Genomic DNA, 23,102 nt, shown 5'->3' on the forward strand with positions numbered 1-23,102 from the left:
CTTCTGTTGCGCCGCTGCGGTGGTGAAGGTTTCCGGACTACTCGCCGGAATCCTCACCAACGCGCTCGATGTTGCTCAGGTCCCGCAGCACGCCGATGCGGCCGGTGCGCTTGTCCTGGACCAGGAATTCGGTGCCGCGGTCTTCCAGGCCCAGTTCCCAGTCTCCCGGGTGGAACATGAACAGCGGCAGTCCGGTGCGTTCATCCACGATCTGGCGCGGGGTTCCCACCGCAAACCAGAATGCTTCCACCACGTTTTCGGACTCTTCACGGGTGGCGCTGATGGATTCATTGCCCGACGACGGCATCTGGGCCGACGCCTGCGTGGCCGGTTCCGCCTCGGCGGACTTTGCCCGAACCACCGGGTTGACCGTGGTGGCCGCGAGGGCATCCTCGCTGTCCGGCGCCGCTGCGGGAGCCTGAGACCCTGCGGGAGCCTGAGACGCTGCGGGAGCCTGAGTCGAAGCGGGTGCCTGAGTCGAAGCGGAACCCTGGGATGCGGCGTTCTGGTCAGCTGAGGATTCCGTCCGGGCTGAGTCGGCAGGAACAGCTTCCGTGCGGGCAGGTTCCGTGCGGCCCGCTCCGGAGCCGGCTTCCGCGGCATCTGCCGGGATGCCGTTAACGGCGGGGGCATCGGCGCCGGGGGTCACGCCGTCGTTAGCCTTGCGGCCAAACAATCCGGTCGGGGCCAGCTTGCCCATGCCCTTGCCCATCCCTGCGAAGCGCGATTCTGCCGGCTCGGCGCTGTTGCCGGCGTTCTCACCGGTGCCGTGCTCAGCACCGGCGGCCGTGGCCCCCTGTGGTGCGGGTTTGGCCGGACGGCGGCGCAAACGGACAGCGTCGCGGGCCATGACGTGGGCCGGTGCCGCGGGGCGCTCGTCGAACTCGCGGGAGAAGGGCGGGATATGCGGTGCGAGCGTGGTGGATGCCACCAGGCCCAGGGCTCCGATGAGGGTGACCAGGGCGCCAATCGTGAAGTCGTTGACCACCTGCAGGAAGAAGAAGGCCACCGCCAAAACAGCTACAACGGAACCAAACTGGTCCACGGAGAGCGAGCCAACGCGGTATTTCAGTTCGGGAGCCATCCGGCGGGCGGCAAAGAGCCCGGCGACGAGCAGCGGCAGGATGATGCCGATTCCGAGGAAGAACAACGGCGTCAGCGGGGACCAGAAGGTGGCTTCCAGGCCGAAGGCAAAGCTCCACGGCAGCAGGGAACCAATCAGCATGAGGAGGACGGAGCCACCGACCACGGTGTCCCGCAGGCCAAACGGACCCAGGACTGCCGTCCGGGCGTTGTCCTCGCCGGCGGAATGAATCTCCGACGGTGCCGGAGTCTCCGTCGCCGTTCGGGCGTCGTTCTCAACGGGGGGCTGGTTCATTCGTTTCTCCATTCGCGGCCGCCGCCTGCAGGCCGGCAGAACATCTGCGGTCCGCGGCAGGGCGAGCCGCCTGCACTGGTAAAAAGCGGTTGCTTCCCTGCACAGCCTAGTCAACGCCGGCACCGCAGACTAGCCGAACTGCCGCTGCGACACGGGCCGTGATCTACCGCTCACCGCACAAATACCCCCGTTACCGGGCGTGAATGTGACGGTTAACACACTGGCGGCCGATCGGCGTTAGGGTAATTGCAACGCTACGGCAGCCCCTCGATCCGGGCTGGACCGTGGGCGACAGCTAAGCGAAAGGGTTCATGATGTCTGAACAGTCCCCCGTCAAGCAGCAAGGCGACGCACTGGAGAACCTGCTCCACGAGCGCCGCAGTTTTCCGCCCAGCGCGGATTTCGCCGCCGGCGCGGTTGCCCAGCAGTCGGTCTATGACGAAGCAGCGGCCGAAGGTCCGGAGTTCTGGGCCCGCCAGGCCCGCAGTCTGCTGACCTGGGACGAAGACTTCACCGAGACGCTGGACTGGTCCGACGCGCCCTTTGCCAGGTGGTTTGGCGGCGGAAAACTCAACGCGGCCTACAACGCCCTGGACCGCCATGTTGAAGCCGGCCGCGGCGACCGTGTGGCCATCTACTTCGAGGGCGAGCCCGGTGACACCCGCACCTACACCTATGCCCAGCTCACTGAAGAGGTCAAGAAGGCCGCCAACGCCTTCGAATCCCTGGGCGTGTCCAAGGGCGACCGGGTAGCCGTGTACCTGCCCATGATCCCCGAAGCCGTGATCACCATGCTCGCGTGCGCCCGCATCGGAGCGGTCCACTCGGTGGTGTTCGGCGGGTTCTCCGCTGATGCACTGCGCAACCGCATTGACGATGCCGAAGCCAAGCTGGTGGTGACCGCAGACGGCTCCTACCGCCGCGGAAAGCCCACCGCCCTGAAGCCCGCCGTGGATGAATCACTGGCGAAGGAAGGCCATACCGTCACCAGCGTCCTGGTCGTTCGCCGCAACGGCGAACCCGTCGAGTGGACCGAGGGGCGGGACATCTGGTGGGACGACGCCGTCGGTTCCGCGAGCGCCGAGCACACTGCAGTGGGCCACGACTCCGAGCATCCGCTGTTCATCCTCTACACCTCCGGCACCACGGGAAAGCCCAAGGGCATCCTGCACACCACCGGCGGTTACCTGGCGCAGACGGCGTTCACCCACCTCAACACCTTTGACCTGAAACCGGAAACCGACGTGTACTGGTGCACCGCGGACATCGGCTGGGTCACCGGGCACAGCTACGTCACCTACGCCCCGCTGGTCAACGGTGCCACCCAGCTCATCTACGAGGGCACCCCTGACACTCCGCACCAGGGACGCTGGTGGGAACTGGTGGAGAAATACAAGGTCTCCATCCTTTACACCGCGCCGACCGCCATCCGCACCTGCATGAAGTGGGGCCGGGACATTCCCGGAAAGTTCAATCTGGACTCCATCCGCGTGCTGGGCTCCGTGGGCGAGCCCATCAACCCGGAGGCGTGGATGTGGTACCGCACCGTCATCGGCGCCAACGGCAACCAGAAGGAAATCCCGGCACCCATCGTGGACACCTGGTGGCAGACGGAGACCGGCGCGCACATGATTGCCCCCATGCCGGGCGTCACGGCCACCAAACCCGGTTCCGCCCAGGTTGCCGTTCCGGGCATCTCGATTGACGTGGTGGACGAGATGGGAGAATCCGTGCCCAACGGATCCGGCGGTTTCCTGGTCATCAAGGAACCGTGGCCGGCCATGCTGCGCGGCATCTGGGGCGACCCTGAGCGCTTCAAGGCAACCTACTGGTCCCGGTTCGACAACATGTACTTCGCCGGCGACGGCGCCAAGAAGGACGAGGACGGCGACATCTGGCTGCTGGGCCGCGTCGATGACGTGATGAACGTATCCGGACACCGGCTCTCCACCACTGAAATCGAGTCCGCACTGGTGAGCCACCCCTCGGTGGCGGAAGCCGCCGTCGTGGGCGCCGCGGATGAGACAACCGGCGAGGCCGTGGTGGCCTTTGTGATCCTGCGCGGCAGCGCCAAGGACGACGACGACATTGTCGCCACGCTGCGCAACCACGTGGGCAGGGAAATCGGTCCGATCGCCAAGCCGCGGCACATTCTGGTGGTGCCGGAGCTGCCCAAGACCCGTTCCGGCAAGATCATGCGGCGCCTGCTAAAAGACGTCGCCGAAGGCCGCGAGGCCGGGGATTCCAGCACACTGGCGGACAACACCGTCATGCAGCAGATCGCGGAGTCGATGCGGAGCTAACGTCCCGCGCTGAGCCAACAAACGCTGAGCCAACAAAAGGTGCACGCCCCCGGACCGGGGCGTGCACCTTTTGTGTTTTGTGTTCTGTTTTCCGGGACGCGGTTGTGCCGCGGAGAGAGGCTGTTAGGCCGTGGTGACGTCCAGTTCCACGTCAATGTTGCCGCGGGTCGCGTTGGAGTACGGGCAGACCTGGTGGGCGGCGTCCACCAGCTTCTCGGCCGTGGCCTGGTCCACGCCGGACATTTCCACATGCAGGGCCACGCCCAGCTTGAAGCCGACGTCCTGCTTGTGGATGCTGACATCGGCCGTAATGGCTGCGTCGGCGATCGGAGCCTTTTCGGCGCGCGCAATCATCTTCAGGGCGGACAGGAAGCAGGCCGCGTAGCCGGCTGCGAAGAGCTGCTCCGGGTTGGTGCCGTCGCCTGAGCCGCCCATCTCCGTGGGAGTGGCCAGGTTGACCTTCAGCTGTCCGTCGCTTGTCTGGGCTTCTCCGTTGCGGCCGTCTCCGGACGCGGTGGCAACTGCAGTGTACAAAGCGCTCATGGCAACTCCTCTAAGTCGGGGGGCATCAGGTAGACTAACTAGTACGTCTACTTGGACCCAGTAAACGCGCCTTCACCGCAAACCGCAACCCCGGGAGGACCCATGGCCGCCAGTCCGCCGGTGCGCACCCGCATCTTGGATGCCGCCGCCCTGCTCTTCTATACCGAAGGCATCCGTGCCGTGAGTGCAGACCGGATCATCGCTGCGGCGGAAACCACCAAGGTGACGTTCTACCGCTACTTCCGAACCAAAGAGGAGCTGGTGGTGGCCTATCTGCAGGCACAGTCGGAACGGATCCGGGAGGCAGCGGGCCACCTGAGCCCCGATCCCTGCACCGGGCTGCTGGAACTGGCCGAGGCCATGGGGGCGCAGGCCTGCGTCCCCGGGTTCCGCGGCTGCCCGTTCATCAACGCGGCAGCCGAGTATCCGGACCCCGCCTCGCCGGTCCGTGCCGTGGTCCTTGAGCACAGGCAGTGGCTGCACGCAGAGGTCAGCGGCAGGCTGGCGCAGCTGGGGGCAGCAGATCCGGATTCCCTGGCAGATCAGCTGCTGATGCTGCGGGACGGCGCCATGGTCCACGGCTATGTGGCGGATCCCACGGGTGTTGCGGGGGCACTGGTCAGCGGCGGACGGGCCATTCTCGGCAGCCTCGCGGCCTGACCGGTTTTCCGCACCGGCCCGGCACCCAACACGTCCGTTGGTGAGATGGAAACTCATGGAGTTGGCACCACAGCGTCCGGGGTAGCAGAATCAGTGCTCGTGTCCACTTCCAGCACTTCCTCCCCGCTGTCCGCTTCCGCACCCTCCGCACCACAGGACCCGCCGGTCCACTCCCGACGCATGGCGCGCAAAGTCGCCGGAGCGTCATTCGTCGGAACAGCCCTGGAGTCCTACGACTTCTATGTTTTTGGAACGGCAGCTGCCCTGATCCTGAACCGGATCTTCTTCCCGGAGGTCGATCCGCTGATCGGCACCCTGCTGTCCTTCCTGTCCCTGGGCATCGGGTTCATTGCCCGCCCCCTTGGAGCCGTCATCTTTGGCCATCTCGGCGACCGCATCGGCCGGAAGAAGTCGCTCATCTGGACCATCGTCCTGATGGGCACAGCCACCGGGATCATCGGCCTGCTGCCGGACTACAACACCATCGGCATCTGGGCCCCCGCCCTGCTCGTGACACTGCGGCTGCTGCAGGGCCTGGCAGTGGGCGGTGAATGGGGCGGAGCCGTCCTGATCGCCACCGAGCATGCAGAACCCCGCAAACGCGCCCTGTATGCCGCGATCCCGCAGATCGGTTCCCCCGTCGGAACCATCATGGTCACCGGGATCTTCCTGCTGCTGACCAGCGTCCCGCAGGAAACCATGGAGGCCGGCCTGTGGCGGGTTCCGTTCCTGCTGGCCTTCCCGTTCATGGCCATTGCCCTGTACCTGCGGTTTGCCATCGAAGAAACCCCCGTCTTCAAGGATGTTGCCGGACACCAGGCCCTTCCCCGCGTTCCCGTCCTGGAGGTTCTGAAGACCCAGCGGCTGGCCGTCCTGGTTGCCACGTCCGCGTCCCTGCTCGGCATCGGTTCCTACTTCCTGATGACCACCTATACCCAGGCCTACGGAACCGAACAGCTGGGCCTGTCCGGCACCACTGTGCTCAATGCGGCACTGGTGGGCTCGGTCCTGCAGCTGGCCACCATTCCGGCATTCGGCTGGCTGGCCACCAAGATCGGCTCGGCCCGCATGGTCGCCGCAGGAGCCTTCGCCACCCTGCTCATTTCCTTTCCCCTGTACTGGCTCATCAGCACCGCAGACCAGACGACCTACATCCTCACCATCCTCATCGGCGGGATCGCGCCAACCGCCGCGTGGGCGGCCCTGGGCGGACTGATGGCTGATCTCTTCCCGGCCCGCACCAGTTTCACTGCCCTGTCCCTGGCCTACAGCTTTGCGGGCATCCTCGCCGGCTTCGCCCCGGCCGCAACGCAGGCATTCGCCAAGGCAACGGACAGCGCGTGGTGGCATCCCGGCGTCGTACTGGCGCTGATGTCGGTGGTGACCATCGCCGGCGCCCTGGCGGCGGGACGCATGACGCGCCGCCGGGATGAGGCAGCAGCGCCGGCGCAGGTTGGCGCATAGTTAAGCCATGACTGCCTCCCGCACCCGCAACCTGCTGATCCTCAACGGCCCCAACCTGAACCTCCTGGGCACCCGCGAGCCCGGAATCTACGGCACCGAAACGCTCGACGACGTGGAGGCACTGGCGCTGGACGCCGCGGAATCCCACGGCTGGACCGTGGACTGCATCCAGTCCAACCATGAGGGTGACCTGATCGATGCGATCCACGGTGCCCCGGGGCTGGCTGACGCGATCATCATCAACCCGGCGGCCTACAGCCACACATCAGTCGCCATCCCGGATGCGCTGTCCGGCGTCGGTCTGCCCGTGGTCGAGGTTCACCTGAGCAACATTCACCGGCGCGAGGAATTCCGGCACCACTCCTACGTATCAGCGGTGGCGGACGCCGTCATCTGCGGGGCCGGAATCGCCGGCTACAAGATGGCCGTGGACTACCTCGCCGCGCGGCTGGACGGGGAAGCGCAGGCGGAAGCCGGCGCCTGATCCGCTACTCGCCGGAGATGCACTGCCCGGGCGAGACAGGATCGGAATATCCGGCGGCGGCTTCCGCCACCGGCCCAACCTCGCTCAGGGACAGCGCATAGCCGATCGGCTGATCGCCGGTGGTCTTGGCAAAGATGACACCGGCCAGCTGGCCGTCGATGTCCAGCAGCGGCCCGCCCGAGTTGCCCTGCTGCACGTTCGCGGCGAGGGTGTAGACCTCCAGCACTTCCGGGGCGGACCCGTAGATGTTACGCACCGAGACCTCGGAGAGCTTTTCAACGTTGGCCGCCTGCAGCTGGAACGGACCGCCGGCCGGGTACCCGGCAAACGCCGCAGTGGTGCCGTCCGGAAGGACATCGCCCAGCGGGATCGGTTCGGCGTCTAGGCTGTCCACAGCCAGCACGGCCAGATCACGGGCACTGTCGAAATAGACCACCTCACCCGGAAGCGCCCCGCCGCCGGGGACCTGCACCACGGGCCGGGAAACTCCGGCCACCACGTGGGCATTGGTGATCACGCGGTCATCGGAGACGACGAAGCCCGAGCCCGTCTGGTTCTGCCCGCACTGATAAGCCGTTCCGGTGATCTTCACGACCGAATCCGACGACGCCTGCAAAGCTGCGGATGAGAGCGCCTCATTGGGGGCAACCACCTTGTCCGGGGCGGCGCTGTCCAGGATGGTGGGCAGGCCCTCTGCGAGAGTGAAGGAACGCACTTCCGCCGTCCAGGTTTTCACCCGGTCAGGAGTGGCTTCCTCGATGCCGTTCAGCACTTTCGAGGACGTGATCTGCTGCGAAAGGAACGGAACCCCGAGGGTGTTGACGCTGAAAGCGAGCACGGACATCACCAGGGCGGATACGGCGAGGTTCACTCCCCCGCCCAGCAGCCGGTCCAGAAAACGCAGCGGCGGGAAGTTCATCCAGCGCCGGATGGACCCGCCCAGCGCGGCGCCGAGAGCATGCCCGCCCAGGACAAGCACCACAATGGTGGCGATGACAGCGGTCAGGCGCCAGCCGTCGTCGGGCACCCATTCGGTGACCAGGGGGATCGCGAAGAACGCGGCCACAGCCCCGGCCACAAAGCCCACAATGCCGCCCAGCGTCACCACAAGACCGTTCCGCAGCCCGGCGATGAGGTAGAACAGCAGCGCCAACAGCAGAATGATGTCTAGCAGTGAAAATCCGAGCACAAACAGCTCCAAGCGCGGTCTAGGGGGTGTTGCGGGGACTCTTCGAGACTGTCCCTGCCTCCCGAGTTTAGCGGCCCAAACTGGAGACTTCGTCCGCGCCGGACCGCAGAGGGCAGTACGCAGGGGCGTCCTTTTTATCATCCGTGGGCGAACAAAGCTATTACAGGTGTCACATGGGGCCGTAGTGCGAGAAGATAATGGAAGGGACAACTATTTACAGGAGATTTCATGGATATCGAGGTACTGCGCCGTGCGCCACTGTTCGCCTCATTGGGAGACGACGTCTTCGCAGCTCTGACCGACGAGTTGACTGAGGTCGACCTTTCGCGCGGCGCATCAGTTTTCCGCGAGGGTGACCAGGGCGACCAGCTGTATTTCATCGTGTCCGGAAAGATCAAGCTGGGACGTTCGGCACCGGACGGCCGCGAGAACCTGCTGGCCATTCTTGGCCCGGGCGAGCTCTTCGGCGAAATGGCGCTGTTTGATCCGAGCCCGCGCAACGCCACCGCCACCGCGGTGTCCGAAACGCGACTGGCCGGACTGCGGCACGACAACCTGAAGGCACTGCTGGAAACGCGCCCGGAGGTGTCGGTCCAGCTGCTGCAGGCCCTGGCCCGCCGGCTGCGCCGCACCAACGAGTCCCTTGCGGACCTCGTCTTCTCGGACGTTCCCGGCCGCGTTGCCAAGGCACTGCTGGATCTGGCGGACCGCTTCGGCCGCCCCGCCACTGACGGCATCCTGGTGGCTCACGAGCTGACGCAGGAAGAACTGGCCCAGCTGGTCGGCGCTTCCCGCGAAACGGTGAACAAGGCCCTGGCCGAGTTCGTTCAGCGCGGCTGGCTGCGCCTGGAAGCCCGCGCCGTCGTCATTTTGGACGTGCAGCGGCTGCGCCAGCGCTCACGCTAGGTCTTTTCCGACCGCCTTACAGCGAACGACGGCGCCGCTCCCCTTTACCGGGGGCGGCGCCGTCGTTTGCGTTTAAGGTGTGCGGGAATCGGTCTCGGTGCAGGAATCAGCGCCCGTGCTGGGCCGATCCCTCCCCGGCGCCGCTGAGTGAAACGGACAGCCAGTAACTGCCGTCGGCCTCCACCAGCTCGGGCCGGAAGACGGCCGCCGGACGGCGGGATGCAAGGTAGGCAATGCAGCCACGGGCACCGGCCAGTTTCTCCAGCACCAGTTCCACCGGCGGCACTGTGAGTTCAGACAGCGTGAGCCCGGTGGTGTCCGGGAGCCCGATCTCATCGCCCAGGGCGGTGGTGTTCCGGGCCGCGATCTCCTCGGCCGCGGACCGCCACTGCCCCCAGCTCCCCTTGCCCTCCAGCAGGGAGGCTTCCTGCCCCATGGGGTGAACAACCGCGAAGTACCGGGTGTCGAACCGGCGCAGCGCAAAATCAGCCGTCTGCCAGTTGGCCAGCGGCCGGAGCAGGTCGGTGCGCAGGCCCAGTCCCCGGCGTTTGAGAAGCTCCGGAAAGGACTTGTCTCCGGCTGCCAGCGCAACCCGGGCGGCCATCCAGTCCGGGCCCCGGTTGCCCTCCAGCAGCGTCGATTCGTCCGGTCCGGCCAGCAGAATGCCGGTTTCTTCAAACAGTTCACGGATGGCCGCCACCACGTGCCGCCGGGCCAGCCGGGGATCGTCGATGCCCAGTGCCTTGGCCCAGGCTGCCGGGGCCGGACCGAACCAGGTCACGGCGTCGTCGTCCTCCGGGTTGATGCTGCCGCCGGGAAACGCCACCCGGCCCAGCGGCGATTCGCCCCGGCGGTAAGCCAGATAGGTCTCGGCGCCGCGCGGCGCGTCCCGCACCAGCACCACGGAGGACGCCAGGCGGGGTTTGCGCGGTGCACGGTCACCGTGTTCAAACCAGCTTTCCGCGGCTCCCCGAAGATACGGGGGAACCGGGAAAAGCCGTACTGATGAATTAGGCAAATTCAGCGATCACTTCTACTTCGACGGGGGAATCCAGCGGCAGCACGGCCACCCCGACGGCGGAGCGGGCATGCGCGCCCGCCTCGCCGAAGACCTTCCCCAGCAGTTCTGATGCACCGTTGATGACGGCCGGCTGCCCGGTAAAGGACGGGTCCGATGCCACGAAGCCCACCACCTTGACGATGCGGCTGATGCGGTCCAGATCTCCGATCTGGGCCTTGATGGCAGCCAGCGCGTTAACAGCGCAGGTTGCGGCGTATCCTGCGGCGTCCTCGGCCGGTACCCCGGCGCCAACTTTGCCGGCCGCAGGCAACACGCCCGAGACGAAGGGCAGCTGCCCGGAGGTGTAGACGTAGTTCCCCGTGACAACGGCGGGTACATAGGCGGCCACCGGTGCTGCGACGTCCGGCAGCTCAATACCCAGTTCCGCCAGCCTGCGTTCCACGGCGGAAACCGCCCCGTTCACCTCAGTCACTGCGACTTCTCGCGTTTCATGTACGCCACGGCACCCGTTCCGTTGGGGGCGGGCGTGATCTGGACGAGTTCCCAACCTTCTTCGCCGTGCATGTTAAGGACAGCTCCCGGTGTGTGAAGAGGAAGCGGCGTGATGAAATATTCCCATTTGCTCATAATCCAAAGACTAACGCGTGCTTGTAGACTGATGCGCATGGCAGCTCGCAAATCTCCGCTCTTTGATACGGCTACCACCCTTGGCCAGATTGTCGCCTTCTTCGGCGTCAGCGCGCTTTGTGGTGTTTTGGCCGCGGGTCTTCTGGTTCCCGCCGCCGCCGCCGCGGGCACAGCCGCGTCCGGATCAATCCAGTTCTTCGATGACCTCCCGTCGGAACTGCAGGCCGGCGCGCTGGCCGAGCCGTCAAAAATTTACGCCAATGACGGCTCTCTCATCGCAACCCTGTATGAGGAGAACCGCCAGCCGATCAAGCTGGACCAGGTTTCCCCCACCATGATCGACGCGATGCTGGCCATTGAGGATGACCGCTTTTACGAGCACGGCGGCGTGGACGTCCAGGGTGTCATCGGAGCCCTGGCCTCCAACCTCACCTCCGGCACCAACCGCGGCGCGTCCACCATCACGCAGCAGTATGTGAACAGCGTCATCATCGACACCAACCTGCAGAACAAGCAGGAGGTGGTGCTCTCCGGCAACAAGGACTACGGCGACAAGCTGCGGGAGATGAAGCTGGCCATTGCCGTGGAAAAGCAGCTCTCCAAGGATGAAATCCTTGAGGGCTACTTCAACATCGTTCCCTTCAGCGGCACCACCTTCGGTGTCCAGGCCGCGTCCAAGTTCTTCTTCAATGTGGACGCCTCGCAGCTGAACATTCCGCAGGCAGCCCTGCTGGCCGGCGTCGTCAACGGCCCGTCCGTCTACAGCCCCACGGGCAATCCGGAACTGGCCCTCCAACGGCGCAACATTGTCATCCGCGCCATGCTCGACAAGGGGCGCATCACGCAGGAAGAGCACGACGCCGCCGTCGCCACGGAGCTGGGCCTGAACATCACACCGGTTCCCAGCAACTGCACCGGCGCCGTCCAGGCACCGTACTTCTGCGACTACGTCATGCACCTGATCCTCAACGATGAGAGATACGGTGCCACTACGGAGGACCGGCAGAAGCTGCTCTACCGGGGCGGCCTGAGCATCAACACCACCCTGGATCCGGAGATCCAGAACGCCGCGCAGACGGCCATCAACGAAACCGCTAACCCGGACACCACGGACCCCGAGATCGGCCACTCCATGGTGTCGATGGAACCTCGAAGCGGAAAAATTCTCTCCATGGCGCAGAACACGCGCTACACACCCGAAGAAGGCGCCGGCAACTCGGTGATCAATTTCAACGTCGACCTGAACCAGGACGGCGACCCCAACAAGCCGCTGGGCGGCATGGGCGGTTTCCAGCCCGGATCAACGTACAAGCCGTTCACGGTGGCAGCCTGGCTGGACGCAGGCAAAACCCTGAACACCACCCTGAACGGCAGCAAGCGCACCTACCCTGCAGGCCACAGCTGGAACGCCAGCTGCCTGCCGGGCGGACGCTATGGCATTCCGGAGCCTTGGACGCCCATCAACTACGGGGACACCAACTACAAGACCACCACCGTCATCGACGGTCTGGCGAACTCCCTGAACACCATCACCATGGCCGAGATCAACCAGCTTGATCTCTGCAAGTTCCAGGAAATGGCGTTTGCCTCAGGCATCCACAACGGCAAGAGCGCCAGCGGCGAGAACGAACCGCTTGAGGTCAACCCGCCGTCGTCCTTCGGCGGCGGCGGCGACGCCTCCCCGCTGGCCATGGCCACCGGCTTTGCCACGTTTGCGGCCGAAGGCCTGAAATGCGAACCGCGTGCCCTGGAGTCGGTGACGGCCGCGGATGGACGGTCCTTCGAGGTACCGGCCCAGGAGTGCACGCAGGTCATGAAGAAGGAAGTTGCCCAGGGCGTCAATGCGGCAACGCAGCAGGTGATGACCAAGGGCTCCGGCTACTACCTGCAGAACGGCAAGCCGGTGGCCGGCAAGACCGGAACCAATGACTTCCGGTCCCAGACCTGGTTCATGGGCTACACCACGGGCATGGTCACCGCCTCCTGGCTGGGCAACCACGTCTGGGGCAACGAGCGGGGCTCGATGGAGGGCAAGCAGATTGGCGGGCAGGTCTACCCCGAGATCGACGGCTCGAAGATTGCCGGCCCGTCCTGGAAGAACTTCATTGACCGGATCCCGGACCAGTACCAGGCCAATCCGTTCACCCCGCCGCCGGCATCCGTCATGGGCACCGTGGCGGCGCCGCCCCGGCCTGCACCGGCTCCGTCCAATGATCAGAACAAGAACAACAACAACAACGGCGGCGGCAACCAGGGCGAAAACAAGAACGACGGCGACGACTAACGGTGGCTGCTCCTTCGCTTAGCTCTGCCCTGCGTTCGGCCGCCTGGGTTGCCGGCGGCACTGCCGGAGCCGGTGCGGCAGCGCTGGCATACGCGTCGCTGATTGAGCGGAATCTCTTTGGAATCCGTGAAGAGACCGTGGCCATCCTGCCGCCGGGGAGCGCCCCGCTGCGGGTACTGCACCTCTCGGACATCCATTTTGTGCCTAACCAGAACATCAAGGTTCGGTGGCTGCAGTCCCTCGCCGAGCTCGAACCGGACCTGGTGGTCAACACGGGCGACAACCTGAGCCATCTGGAAGCCGTTCCGCCCCTGCTGGAAGCGCTCAAGCCGCTCCTGCGTTTTCCCGGCGTGTACGTTCCCGGCTCCAATGACTACTACGGTCCCCGGGCCAAGAACCCGCTGACGTATTTCACCGGTCCCTCGAAGATCACCAAGGATCCGCCGGCGCTGCCCTTCGGCGAACTCTTTGGAGCGTTCGAGGACGCGGGCTGGAGGGGCCTGACCAACCGCAGGGACTCCATGGCGCTGGGAGGCGTCCGCCTTGATTTCTCCGGGGTGGATGACCCGCATCTGGACCGGGACGTTTACCCCGGATTTCCAGAGACAAGTTCCAGCACCGGGCTTCCGGTTGTCCGGGTGGGGGTTGCCCATGCTCCCTACCAGCGGGTGCTCAACTACTTCACCGACGGCGGGGCTGAGCTGATCCTGGCCGGCCACACCCACGGCGGACAGGTGTGCATCCCGTTCTACGGCGCACTGGTCAGCAACTGCGACCTGCCTACGCGGCTGGCCAAGGGCCTGGCCGTTTGGGAGCACAACGGGCGGAAAGTTCCGATGAACGTTTCGGCCGGCATCGGAACCTCCCGTTTTGCCCCGGTCCGGTTCGCCTGCCGCCCCGAGGCTGTCCTGCTGACTCTGACGGCGCGGTCTTAGACCGTTTCCCTCCCGCCGGGTCACAGGGTTGCCCACCATGGACGACCAAACTCCGGACGCCCATCGATTCTCCCCTGTAAGCGGGCTTAGGATTGAGCCCTCAAAGGGACACTCTGCTTGTTGCAGCACCCTCCACCCGCTCGAGAAGGTTCCATGCCTGCGCAGACAACCCTGTGGCAATCCCTTGCACGGCTCTATCCGCATCTGCGGCCCATCCTCCCCCGCTTAATCTGCGGGTTGTTCTGTGCCCTCGGAGCCAGCCTCATGGCTTTGGCGATCCCCCAGGTGTTCCGGGTCCTGATCAACACCTCCCTGGCACCCGGCGGATCCACGGCGGCTGTCTGGGGAGCGGCCGGCGTCGTCCTGGGTTTGGGCATCCTTGAAGCTACCTTCATCGCCCTGCGCCGCCAGTTCGTGATTGCACCGGCCACCACCGTGGAAACCCGGATGCGCACCTCGTTCTACCGGCATCTGCAGGACCTCTCCGTCTCGTTCCATGACCGCTGGGGCAGCGGGCAGCTGCTCTCGCGGGCCATGAGCGACTTGAACCTGGTCCGCCGCTGGATGGCGTTCGGTGCCATCATGCTGGTGGTCACGGCGCTGACCGTGGTGGTTGGCTTCACCATCATGCTGTTCACGAGCTGGGTGCTGGCGCTGATCTTCATCGCTGCAGCCGTTCCGATCGTGGTTTACGGCTACCGCTTCAACCGTTTTTACCGGCAGGTGTCCCGCCAGAGCCAGGACCAAACCGGAGACCTGGCCACCACGGTGGAGGAATCCGTCCACGGCATCCGCGTCCTGAAGGCCTTCGGCCGCAGCCGTGAGGCCCTGGACTCGTTTGAGGAGCAGGCCCAGGAACTGCGTGAAACCGAAGTGTCGAAGGCAAACTCGCTGGCCAAGTTCTCCCTCGTGGTGACGCTGCTGCCCGAAGCTGCCCTCGCCGTTGCCCTCGTGGTGGGAATCATTGCCGTAGCGGACGGCAACCTCAGCATCGGTTCGCTGGTTGCTTTCTTTGCCACCGCCGCAGTAGTCGCCGGGCCGGTGGAAGCCGTGGGTCCGCTGCTGTCCATGACCCTGACAGCGAAAACCGCGATCGACCGGCATTACGAAGTAATGGACGCGCAGTCCTCCATTCAGAGCCCGCAGCACCCGGTGCACCTCAACGATGTCCGCGGAGAGCTGGTGTTCGACGACGTCCATTTTGCCTATCCGGACACCAAGGACGGCACGCGCAACCTGATCGACGGCGTGACCCTGTGCCTGCGTCCCGGCGAGACCATGGCGCTGGTGGGCGTGACCGGCAGCGGAAAATCCACCCTGCTGCAGCTGGTCCCCCGGTTGTTCGACGTCACCGGCGGCTCCATCCGGATCGACGGCACTGATCTTCGCCAGCTGGATCTGGAAGAACTGCGCACCATTGTGGCTGTGGCCTTCGAAGACACCACGCTGTTCTCCAGCTCCGTCCGCGACAACGTGCTGCTCGGCGCCGAACCGGCAAGCTCCGCCGAAGCGGACCAGCTCCTGGCCCAGGCCCTGGACGTGGCGCAGGCCGACTTTGTGTACTCGCTGCCCGAGGGCACGGACACCCTCATCGGCGAGGAAGGATTGAGCCTTTCCGGCGGGCAGCGCCAGCGCGTGGCCCTGGCCCGGGCCATCGCCGCCCGGCCCACGGTGCTGATCATGGACGATCCGCTCTCGGCCCTGGATGTACGCACCGAGGAACTGGTGGAAGGCCGGCTCCGCGAAGTGCTGGCGGACACCACCACGCTGGTGGTTGCGCACCGCCCGTCCACCGTTTCCCTCGCCGACCGTGTGGCCCTGATGGAAGACGGACGCATCAGCGCCGTCGGCACGCACGCCGAACTCCTGGCCGGCAACGACCACTACCGGTATGTGATTGCCAGCCTGCCCACGGATCCCGAAGACCTGGACAGCCCCCTGGAGGACGGTCCGCGGCCCGCGGAGGAAGCCGACGACGCCGCAGGAGCCCTTGAAGCACCGAGCCTGGACGATGAGGAGATTATCCGATGAGCCGCTTCACCGTCCGCCGCGGCAAGGGTGCCGACCCGGCCTATGATGCCACCGCCAGGCTGGGCACCGCCGGCGAGGACGCCGTTCACCTGGGCAAGGAAGAGAACCAGGCCGTCCGCCGCCGCTCGCTGGCACTGCTGGGCTCCCTGATCCGCCCCAACCGCGGACGGTTCATCGGCACGGTGCTGCTGGTGGTCTTCTCCCAGGCCGCCCGCGTGGCCGGGCCCGCCATCATCGCCTACGGCATCGACCACGCCCTGCCATACCTGCAGGCCGGCAACAGCCTGCCCCTGATCCTTTCCGGCGTGGCTTATCTGCTGGCCGCCCTGCTGGCTGCCGGCCTGACGGCGGGCTATGTCCGCGCCACTGCCCTGCTGAGCCAGGCCATGCTGCTGGACCTGCGGCTGCGGGTCTTCCGGCACACCCAGCGCCTGAGCCTGGAATTCCATGAGAAGTACACCTCCGGGCGGATCATTTCGCGGCAGACCTCCGATCTGGAAGCACTGCGCGAACTGTTGGACTCCGGCGTCAGCTCCCTGGCCTCCGGCGCCATGTACATGCTGTTCACCGCCGTGAGCATCTTCCTGCTGGACTGGCGCACCGGGCTGCTGATGCTGGTGGCCTTCGTACCGATGTACCTGCTGACCCGCTGGTACCAGAAACGCTCCCAGCTGGCCTACCGCGCCTCCCGGGTCACCTCCGCGAAGCTGATTGTGCACTTCATCGAAACCATGACCGGAATCCGGGCTGTGAAGGCCTTCCGCCGCGAAAAGGTCAACGCAGAGAAGTACGACGATCTGGCCGAGGACTATCGCGTGGCCACCGTCCGCTCCATCAACCTCAACGGAGTCTTCCAGCCCGGGCTGGTGCTCATCGGCAACGCCACGGTGGCCGTGGTCCTGCTGGCGGGCGGCTTCCGGGTACTCGACGGCGGCCTGGAGGTGGGCGCCCTGCTGGCCCTGCTGCTGTACTCCAAGCGCTTCTTCCAGCCGGTGGACCAGATGGCCATGTTCTACAACTCCTTCCAGTCCGCTTCCGCGGCGCTGGAAAAGGTCTCCGGCCTGCTGGAGGAAGTGCCCACCGTCCGCCCGCCCAAGCATCCCGTGGAATTGAAGCACGCCAAGGGCGACATCCGGTTTGACGGTGTGGAATTCCGCTACGGTGACGGACCGGTGATCCTGCCGCAAATGGACCTGCACATTCCCGCCGGCCAGACCGTTGCCCTGGTGGGACAGACCGGTGCCGGCAAGTCCACCCTCGCCAAGCTGATCGCCCGCTTCTACGACCCCTCCCAGGGCTCCGTGCTGCTGGACGGCGTGGATCTGCGGAACCTGACCCAGCGGGACCTGCGCCGCGCCGTCGTCATGGTGACTCAGGAAGCGTTCCTGTTCAGCGGCTCGGTGGCGGACAACATAGCCCTGGGCAAGCCCGAAGCCACCCGCGCGGAGATCATTGCCTCGGCCAAGGCGGTGGGTGCGCATGAGTTCATCGAAGCGCTGCCGGAGGGATATGACACCGACGTGAACAAGCGCGGCGGCCGGGTTTCCGCCGGCCAGCGGCAGCTGATCAGCTTCGCCCGGGCCTTCCTGGCCGATCCGGCGGTGCTGATCCTGGACGAGGCCACTTCCTCGCTGGATATCCCCAGCGAACGGCTGGTCCAGCACGGCCTCAAGACCCTGCTCGGCAACCGGACGGCGCTGATCATTGCGCACCGCCTCTCCACCGTGGAGATCGCCGACCGGGTACTGGTCATGCACGCCGGCGAAGTGGTGGAGGACGGCACCCCCGCGGAGCTCACGGGCGGCACCGGCCGGTTTGCCAAGCTGCAGGCCGCCTGGCAGGAATCCCTCGTGTAGGACGACGACGGCGAAAGCTCGCCGCCGGGCGATGTTACCGTCCGGCGGCGAGCCCGGTTTCGCGGAATCCACGGTGATCGTCTACACTTGTAAAGTTGCTTCAGCGGCGGGGAAACCCGGCGAAAAGCAATGGTTACGGGGTGTGGCGCAGCTTGGTAGCGCGCGTCGTTCGGGACGACGAGGTCGCAGGTTCAAATCCTGTCACCCCGACCAAACAAAAAGAGTCTGTCATTCGACAGGCTCTTTTTTGTTGCCCTTCTCCTCCCGGCTCCGAGTACGCTTCAATCCGACCCTTTCAGGCCGCACGCTGCTCACCACGGAGGAAACAACCATGGGCATTACCCCTCAGATGATTCGACAGCTCGTTCCGTTTGCCGAATTCCTGGAGATCGATTTTCCCGAACTGTCGCCGCACCTCGTGGTGGCGCAGCTTGCCGACCGGCCGGAATACGGCACCATCGGAGGCGGAGTGCACGGCGGCGCGGTCATGGCCCTGGCAGACATCGCCGCTGCAGTCATGGCGGTCATGGCCTCCGGTGACCCCTCAGCTGCGCCGGCAACACTGCAATCCTCCACAAATTTCCTGCGGCCGGCACGCGGTGTCCTTCGGGCCGAAGCCGAGGTAACGCGCACGGGCCGCACCACCGTCGTGGACGTCCGGGTTACGGACAGCTCCGGTGAGGCCTGTGCGGTGGTGCGCCAAATCGTGTCCGTCAAACCCGCATCCCAGCCTGCCTCCATCTGAGCCGGCACGCGGTGCGTCCCGTTCCCGCACCCTTGATCTGTGAATTCCCGACGGTAAGCTCGTGGCGACAGCACACACCGCCAGGAGCTCCCCATGGTTGTCCGCGTTGATTTGAATATTTCCCTGGACGGGTTCGCCACCACCACCGACCAAACTCCGGAAAACCCGTTTGGTGAAGACTGGTCGCGGCTGGTGGGTCCGTACACCGCTACCCGGACGTTCCGGGAGCGTGTCCTGCAGGAGTCCGGCGGAGGCACCACCGGCGTGGACGACAAATACGCAGCCGAGTACTTCGACGGCATCGGCGCCGAAATCATGGGAGCGGGAATGTTCGGGCTGCACAACTTCCCCGACGACCCGGCCTGGCAGGGCTGGTGGGGCGATGAAACCCCGTTCCGCTACCCGGTCTTCATCCTTACCCACACCACCCGTGCACCCATCGACATGCCGGACGGAACAAGATTTGAGTTCCTGGCCGCGTCACCGGAAGAGGCGCTGGAACGGGCGGTCTATGCGGCAGGCGGCGAGGACGTGCGGATTGGCGGCGGTCCCACCGTGGTCAAAGCGTTCCTGGAAGCCGGGCTGGTGGACCGGATCCATGTAAGCATCACACCGATCCTGCTGGGCCGCGGCATCAACCTCTGGGACGGCCTGCGCGGCCTGGAGGACGGCTACCAAGCCAGCGCCGAAGCAGCCGACGACGGCGTCACCCACCTGACCTTCCGGCGCTGAGTCCGCACGCCGCACACATCAAGTAAAAGTCCGCCCGGTCAGCCGCTCGTACGCCTCGACGTAGCGGGAGCGGGTGCGCTCGACGACGTCGGCGGGCAGGGCAGGCGGCGGAGTGTCCGAAGCCTTGTCCCAGCCGGATTCAGGGGAGGTCAGCCAGTCCCGGACGTACTGCTTGTCGAAGGACGGCTGGGCCTTGCCCGGCTCGTACAGGGACGCGTCCCAGAACCGCGAGGAATCCGGGGTCAGCACCTCGTCTCCCAATGTCACCAGGCCGGTGGCGGGGTCCAGGCCAAACTCCACCTTGGTGTCCGCCAGGATGATCCCGCGGCTCCGGGCAATGGCCTCGGCCGCAGTGTAGATGTCCAGCGTCAGGTCGCGGATCTTCGCAGCCGTTTCGGCACCGACAGCCGCCACAACGGCGTCGTAATTGATGTTCTCGTCATGCTCACCCACCTCGGCCTTCGCAGACGGGGTAAAGATCGCGGGGTCGATCCGTGAGCCGTCAACCAGTCCCGCGGGCAGGGGCACATCGCATACCGTCTGCGACCGGCGGTACTCGGCCAGCCCGGACCCGGTCAGGTAGCCGCGGGCAATGGCTTCCACGGGGTACATGTCCAGTTTTTTGCAGATCATGGCCCGGCCGGCCACTTCGGCAGGAACACCCTCATCAGCGGAAATGACGTGGTTGGGGACGTTGCCGAGCTGGTCGAACCACCACAGACTCAGCTGGGTGAGGATCCGGCCCTTGTCCGGAATGATGCTGGACAGCACGTGGTCATAGGCGCTGATCCGGTCGCTGGCCACCACCAGGACCTTCTCCCCCGCCCCCGGTGCGGACAGATCAGCAGGAACGTACAGGTCGCGGACTTTTCCGGAATAGACGTGGGTCCAACCGGCCAGTTCGGGGGCGCTCATGCCAGCTCTCCTTCAACATCACGGCCCGCAGGGGACTGGGAGCCCGCGGGCACCGTGACATCACCCCGCAGTGCTTTCAGGGCGATGTCGCTGCGGTGCTGCGAGCCGTCCAGCCGGATCTCCTGCACCCCCGCATAGGCGAGCGCGCGTGCTGCCTCCAGATCGGCGCCCAGCCCGACGACGGCGAGCACCCGCCCGCCCGCGGACACCACTTTCCCGTCATCATTGAGGGCGGTGCCTGCATGCAGCACGTGCACGCCGTCAAGCCTTTCGGCCTTTTTTAATCCGCGGATCCGGTCACCGGTGCGCGGCGTGTCCGGGTAATTGGCGGCGGCAACCACCACGGCAACCGCCGTCCGGGGATCCCATTTGAGCTGTTCCATGGCATCCAACTCGCCCTTCGCGGCGGCCATCAGCAGCCCGCCCAGCGGAGTCTTCAACCGGGCCAGCACGGCCTGGGTTTCCGGATCGCCAAACCGCGCGTTGAACTCGATGACACGCATCCCGCGTGACGTCAGTGCAAGGCCGCAGTACAGAACTCCAACGAAGGGAGTGCACCGCGCCGCCATCTCATCGATCGTAGGCTGGGCCACGCGGCGGACAACGTCCTCAACAAGGTCCGCCGGCACCCAGGCCAGCGGTGAGTAGGCGCCCATTCCGCCGGTATTGGGGCCGCCGTCGCCGTCAAAAATGCGCTTGAAATCCTGTGCCGGTGCCAGCGGCACCACGTTGCGGCCGTCGGAGAGGACAAAGAGGGACACCTCGGGGCCGTCCAGGAACTCCTCGATCACCACAGTGCCGCCAACATCGAAGCAGGCGCGGGCGTGGGCCAGAGCCTCGTCGCGGTCGGAGGTGACCACCACTCCCTTGCCGGCGGCGAGCCCGTCATCCTTGACAACGTAGGGGGCACCGAAAGTGTCCAGGGCGTCGGCGGCCTCTTCCGGGTTGGATGCCATCCGGGCCATGGCGGTGGGAACGCCCGCCGCTGCCATCACCTGCTTGGCGAAAGCCTTGGACGCCTCCAGCTGGGCGGCCGCCTTCGAGGGGCCGAAAACGGGGATGCCTGCTTCGCGGAGGGCATCGGCCACGCCGGCGGCGAGCGGAGCTTCAGGGCCGATCACCACCAGGTCCGAGTCGAGGCTGCGGGCCAGCGCCGTCACCTCCTCCGGGCTGGACGCGTTGACCGGGTGCACCGGTACCATCTGCGCGATGCCCGCGTTTCCGGGGGCTGCGTGCACCTCGCGGACGTACGGATCTGCCAGCAGGGATCGGACAAGGGCGTGTTCGCGGCCGCCGGGGCCAACAACTAGAACCTTCACAGTAGTTCAGCGTACTGGGTGCGCTTCGGCAGCAGAAAGAACGGCGGCCTTGTGACGAAGCAGCGCCGGCACAGTGGCCGCACCCATACAAACGCCCTCCCGCCGCGAATAGGAGCCATGACCGCTTCCCCGAAGTACCCAGCCCGCCGGCCCCGGAACCTTCCAGCCCTGCTCTACGCCGCGCTGGCGGGCATCCTCGCCGCCGGAACCGTCCTGGCTGCAGCGGAACTGGCGGGGTCCTTCTTCACTGCCCGCGCCCGCCCGCTGATTGCCTTGGGATCCACCTTCATTGACTTCACCCCCCTGTGGTTGAAGAACTTCGCGGTGGAAACCTTCGGCACCAATGACAAGGCAGCTCTGTTCGCGGGCATGGCCCTGACCATCGCGGTACTCGCGGCCTGCGCAGGGATACTGGCGCACCGCCGCTGGGGGCTCGGCGTAGCCGCCGTCCTCATCATGGGTGCGGTGATTGTGGCCTGCGTGGTGACCAGGGCCGGCGCCTCCCCGGTGGACGCCATCCCCACGGTACTGGGCACCGCAGTGGGGATCGGCGTCCTGCGCGGATTGATCCGCCGCACTCCTGCCGCCGAATCCGGTGAATCCCGTGGCGGCCCGTCCCCCGCTCCGCTCCGGAACCGCCCCACCCGCCGAGGCTTTTTCACCGCCGCCGGGCTGACCGTCATCGCGGGAACTGCCGCCGCGGCCGGCGGCCGGGCCATCGCCGCAGCCCGGAACACCACTGCCTCCTTCCGCGCGGCCCTGAAGCTGCCGGCCGCCGCTGACCCGGCACGTGCCCTGCCGGCCGGGCTGCAGTCACCCGTGGCGGGAGTGACCCCGTGGCTGACGTCCAACTCGGATTTCTACCGGATTGACACCGCCCTGAGCGTGCCGGAAATCGATGCGGAAACCTGGGAGCTGCGCATTCACGGGATGGTGGAAGAGGAAGTGCGGATCAGTTTTGCCGAACTGCTCGACTCGCCGCTGATTGAGCGTCACCTCACGCTGACCTGCGTCTCTAATCCCCTGGGCGGAGACCTGGCCGGCACCGCCAAGTGGCTGGGACTTCCGGTGCGCGAACTGCTGGCACGGGCACGGCCCGCCGCGGACGCCGATATGGTGCTTTCCACCAGCGTTGACGGCTTCAGCGCCTCCACTCCGCTGGAAGTGCTCCAGGATGACCGGGACGCCCTGCTGGCCGTGGGAATGAACGGTGAACCGCTGCCCCCGGTGCACGGTTATCCCGTGCGCATGGTGGTGCCCGGGCTCTACGGATTTGTCTCCGCCACGAAGTGGATCGTGGACATGGAAGTGACCCGTTTCGACGCGCAGACCGCCTACTGGACGGACCGCGGATGGGCCCAGAAGGCACCGGTGAAGACCATGGCCCGGGTGGAGGTCCCGGCGTCGTTTGCCCGCGTGCCTGCGGGTCCCGTGGACGTGGGCGGCACCGCCTGGTCCCAGCAGCGCGGCATCACCGGCGTGGAAGTTACCATCGACAACGGCGACTGGCAGCCCGCCGTTCTGGCAGCCGAGGCATCGGTGGATACCTGGCGCCAGTGGTCCTTCCGCACCGATAACCTTTCCAGCGGCAACCACACGGTCCGGGCCCGCGCCACGGACCCGCAGGACGGTGTGCAGACCGGCGCCCGGGCCGACACGGTTCCGGACGGCGCCTCCGGCTGGCAGTCCGTTCAGTTCATGGTGGAATAG

20 protein-coding genes and 1 tRNA gene are annotated in these 23,102 nt (G+C 65.9%); 13 read left to right on the top strand and 8 right to left on the bottom strand.

Features of this window, described 5'->3' with window-relative positions:
• Nucleotides 1-37: 37 nt before the first annotated feature.
• On the bottom strand, nucleotides 38-1,378 hold the full coding sequence (locus CXR00_RS03455) for a hypothetical protein (RefSeq protein WP_104053102.1): 1,341 nt from the start codon (nucleotides 1,376-1,378) through the stop codon (nucleotides 38-40).
• Nucleotides 1,379-1,692: 314 nt separating this feature from the next.
• Between CXR00_RS03455 and acs the strand changes: the two genes are divergently transcribed.
• Complete coding sequence (acs, locus tag CXR00_RS03460) at nucleotides 1,693-3,681, top strand: acetate--CoA ligase (RefSeq protein ID WP_104053708.1); 1,989 nt, start codon at nucleotides 1,693-1,695, stop codon at nucleotides 3,679-3,681.
• 123 nt (nucleotides 3,682-3,804) lie between these two features.
• Here acs and CXR00_RS03465 read toward each other — a convergent pair whose 3' ends face one another.
• Nucleotides 3,805-4,224 (bottom strand): organic hydroperoxide resistance protein, encoded by a 420-nt coding sequence (locus CXR00_RS03465; RefSeq protein WP_104053103.1) that lies wholly within the window; start codon nucleotides 4,222-4,224, stop codon nucleotides 3,805-3,807.
• Nucleotides 4,225-4,326: 102 nt separating this feature from the next.
• Here CXR00_RS03465 and CXR00_RS03470 point away from each other — a divergent pair, with 102 nt between their 5' ends.
• From CXR00_RS03470 to aroQ, 3 genes are all read left to right on the top strand, one after another.
• Nucleotides 4,327-4,884: a TetR/AcrR family transcriptional regulator gene (locus tag CXR00_RS03470; protein ID WP_104053104.1), complete on the top strand. Its 558-nt coding sequence runs from the start codon at nucleotides 4,327-4,329 to the stop codon at nucleotides 4,882-4,884.
• Between the two features lie 99 nt (nucleotides 4,885-4,983).
• Nucleotides 4,984-6,348: an MFS transporter gene (locus CXR00_RS03475; protein ID WP_258059831.1), complete on the top strand. Its 1,365-nt coding sequence runs from the start codon at nucleotides 4,984-4,986 to the stop codon at nucleotides 6,346-6,348.
• 7 nt (nucleotides 6,349-6,355) lie between these two features.
• Nucleotides 6,356-6,832, top strand: a complete 477-nt coding sequence (gene aroQ / locus CXR00_RS03480; RefSeq protein WP_104053106.1) for a type II 3-dehydroquinate dehydratase — start codon at nucleotides 6,356-6,358, stop codon at nucleotides 6,830-6,832.
• Between the two features lie 4 nt (nucleotides 6,833-6,836).
• Here the strand turns inward: aroQ and CXR00_RS03485 are convergent, their stop codons facing one another.
• The gene (locus CXR00_RS03485) at nucleotides 6,837-8,021 is read right to left on the bottom strand and encodes a MarP family serine protease (RefSeq protein ID WP_104053709.1); all 1,185 of its coding nucleotides are present in this window, start codon (nucleotides 8,019-8,021) and stop codon (nucleotides 6,837-6,839) included.
• A 228-nt stretch (nucleotides 8,022-8,249) separates the two neighbouring features.
• Between CXR00_RS03485 and CXR00_RS03490 the strand changes: the two genes are divergently transcribed.
• Nucleotides 8,250-8,927 carry a Crp/Fnr family transcriptional regulator gene (locus CXR00_RS03490; protein ID WP_104053107.1) on the top strand — a complete coding sequence of 226 codons (678 nt, stop codon included), beginning with the start codon at nucleotides 8,250-8,252 and terminating at the stop codon, nucleotides 8,925-8,927.
• A 106-nt stretch (nucleotides 8,928-9,033) separates the two neighbouring features.
• Here CXR00_RS03490 and CXR00_RS03495 read toward each other — a convergent pair whose 3' ends face one another.
• Genes CXR00_RS03495 through CXR00_RS18000 form a run of 3 tightly spaced genes read right to left on the bottom strand, consistent with a single transcriptional unit; the run spans nucleotide 9,034 to nucleotide 10,575 of the window.
• Nucleotides 9,034-9,945, bottom strand: a complete 912-nt coding sequence (locus tag CXR00_RS03495; RefSeq protein WP_104053108.1) for an NUDIX hydrolase — start codon at nucleotides 9,943-9,945, stop codon at nucleotides 9,034-9,036.
• The gene (locus tag CXR00_RS03500) at nucleotides 9,938-10,420 is read right to left on the bottom strand and encodes a RidA family protein (RefSeq protein WP_104053109.1); all 483 of its coding nucleotides are present in this window, start codon (nucleotides 10,418-10,420) and stop codon (nucleotides 9,938-9,940) included. The genes CXR00_RS03495 and CXR00_RS03500 overlap by 8 nt, the downstream gene beginning before the upstream one ends.
• A complete protein-coding gene (locus CXR00_RS18000) occupies nucleotides 10,417-10,575 on the bottom strand; it encodes a DUF4177 domain-containing protein (protein WP_146067190.1) in 159 nt (52 codons plus the stop codon). The genes CXR00_RS03500 and CXR00_RS18000 overlap by 4 nt, the downstream gene beginning before the upstream one ends.
• Before the next feature lie 37 nt (nucleotides 10,576-10,612).
• Between CXR00_RS18000 and CXR00_RS03505 the strand changes: the two genes are divergently transcribed.
• The 7 genes from CXR00_RS03505 to CXR00_RS03535 all read left to right on the top strand — a co-directional run bounded on the left by CXR00_RS03505 (nucleotide 10,613) and on the right by CXR00_RS03535 (nucleotide 19,158).
• A complete protein-coding gene (locus CXR00_RS03505) occupies nucleotides 10,613-12,859 on the top strand; it encodes a transglycosylase domain-containing protein (protein WP_181032461.1) in 2,247 nt (748 codons plus the stop codon).
• A gap of 2 nt (nucleotides 12,860-12,861) precedes the next feature.
• On the top strand, nucleotides 12,862-13,794 hold the full coding sequence (locus tag CXR00_RS03510; RefSeq protein WP_104053111.1) for a metallophosphoesterase: 933 nt from the start codon (nucleotides 12,862-12,864) through the stop codon (nucleotides 13,792-13,794).
• 153 nt (nucleotides 13,795-13,947) lie between these two features.
• On the top strand, nucleotides 13,948-15,825 hold the full coding sequence (locus CXR00_RS03515; protein WP_104053112.1) for an ABC transporter ATP-binding protein: 1,878 nt from the start codon (nucleotides 13,948-13,950) through the stop codon (nucleotides 15,823-15,825).
• A complete protein-coding gene (locus CXR00_RS03520) occupies nucleotides 15,822-17,681 on the top strand; it encodes an ABC transporter ATP-binding protein (protein WP_104053113.1) in 1,860 nt (619 codons plus the stop codon). Before CXR00_RS03515 ends, CXR00_RS03520 begins: the two co-directional genes overlap by 4 nt.
• A gap of 136 nt (nucleotides 17,682-17,817) precedes the next feature.
• Nucleotides 17,818-17,894, top strand: a tRNA-Pro gene (locus tag CXR00_RS03525).
• Between the two features lie 118 nt (nucleotides 17,895-18,012).
• On the top strand, nucleotides 18,013-18,426 hold the full coding sequence (locus CXR00_RS03530) for a PaaI family thioesterase (RefSeq protein WP_104053114.1): 414 nt from the start codon (nucleotides 18,013-18,015) through the stop codon (nucleotides 18,424-18,426).
• Nucleotides 18,427-18,519: 93 nt separating this feature from the next.
• Entirely contained in the window at nucleotides 18,520-19,158 is a 639-nt protein-coding gene (locus CXR00_RS03535; protein WP_104053115.1) for a dihydrofolate reductase family protein, read from the top strand.
• 18 nt (nucleotides 19,159-19,176) lie between these two features.
• Here CXR00_RS03535 and CXR00_RS03540 read toward each other — a convergent pair whose 3' ends face one another.
• Nucleotides 19,177-20,073, bottom strand: a complete 897-nt coding sequence (locus CXR00_RS03540; protein WP_104053116.1) for a phosphoribosylaminoimidazolesuccinocarboxamide synthase — start codon at nucleotides 20,071-20,073, stop codon at nucleotides 19,177-19,179.
• Complete coding sequence (gene purD / locus CXR00_RS03545; RefSeq protein WP_104053117.1) at nucleotides 20,070-21,392, bottom strand: phosphoribosylamine--glycine ligase; 1,323 nt, start codon at nucleotides 21,390-21,392, stop codon at nucleotides 20,070-20,072. Before purD ends, CXR00_RS03540 begins: the two co-directional genes overlap by 4 nt.
• A 117-nt stretch (nucleotides 21,393-21,509) precedes the next feature.
• Between purD and CXR00_RS03550 the strand changes: the two genes are divergently transcribed.
• Nucleotides 21,510-23,102 carry a molybdopterin-dependent oxidoreductase gene (locus CXR00_RS03550; RefSeq protein ID WP_104053118.1) on the top strand — a complete coding sequence of 531 codons (1,593 nt, stop codon included), beginning with the start codon at nucleotides 21,510-21,512 and terminating at the stop codon, nucleotides 23,100-23,102.

This window comes from Arthrobacter sp. 9E16 (genome assembly GCF_002929435.1).
Taxonomy (GTDB): Bacteria; Actinomycetota; Actinomycetes; order Actinomycetales; family Micrococcaceae; genus Arthrobacter_B; species Arthrobacter_B sunyaminii.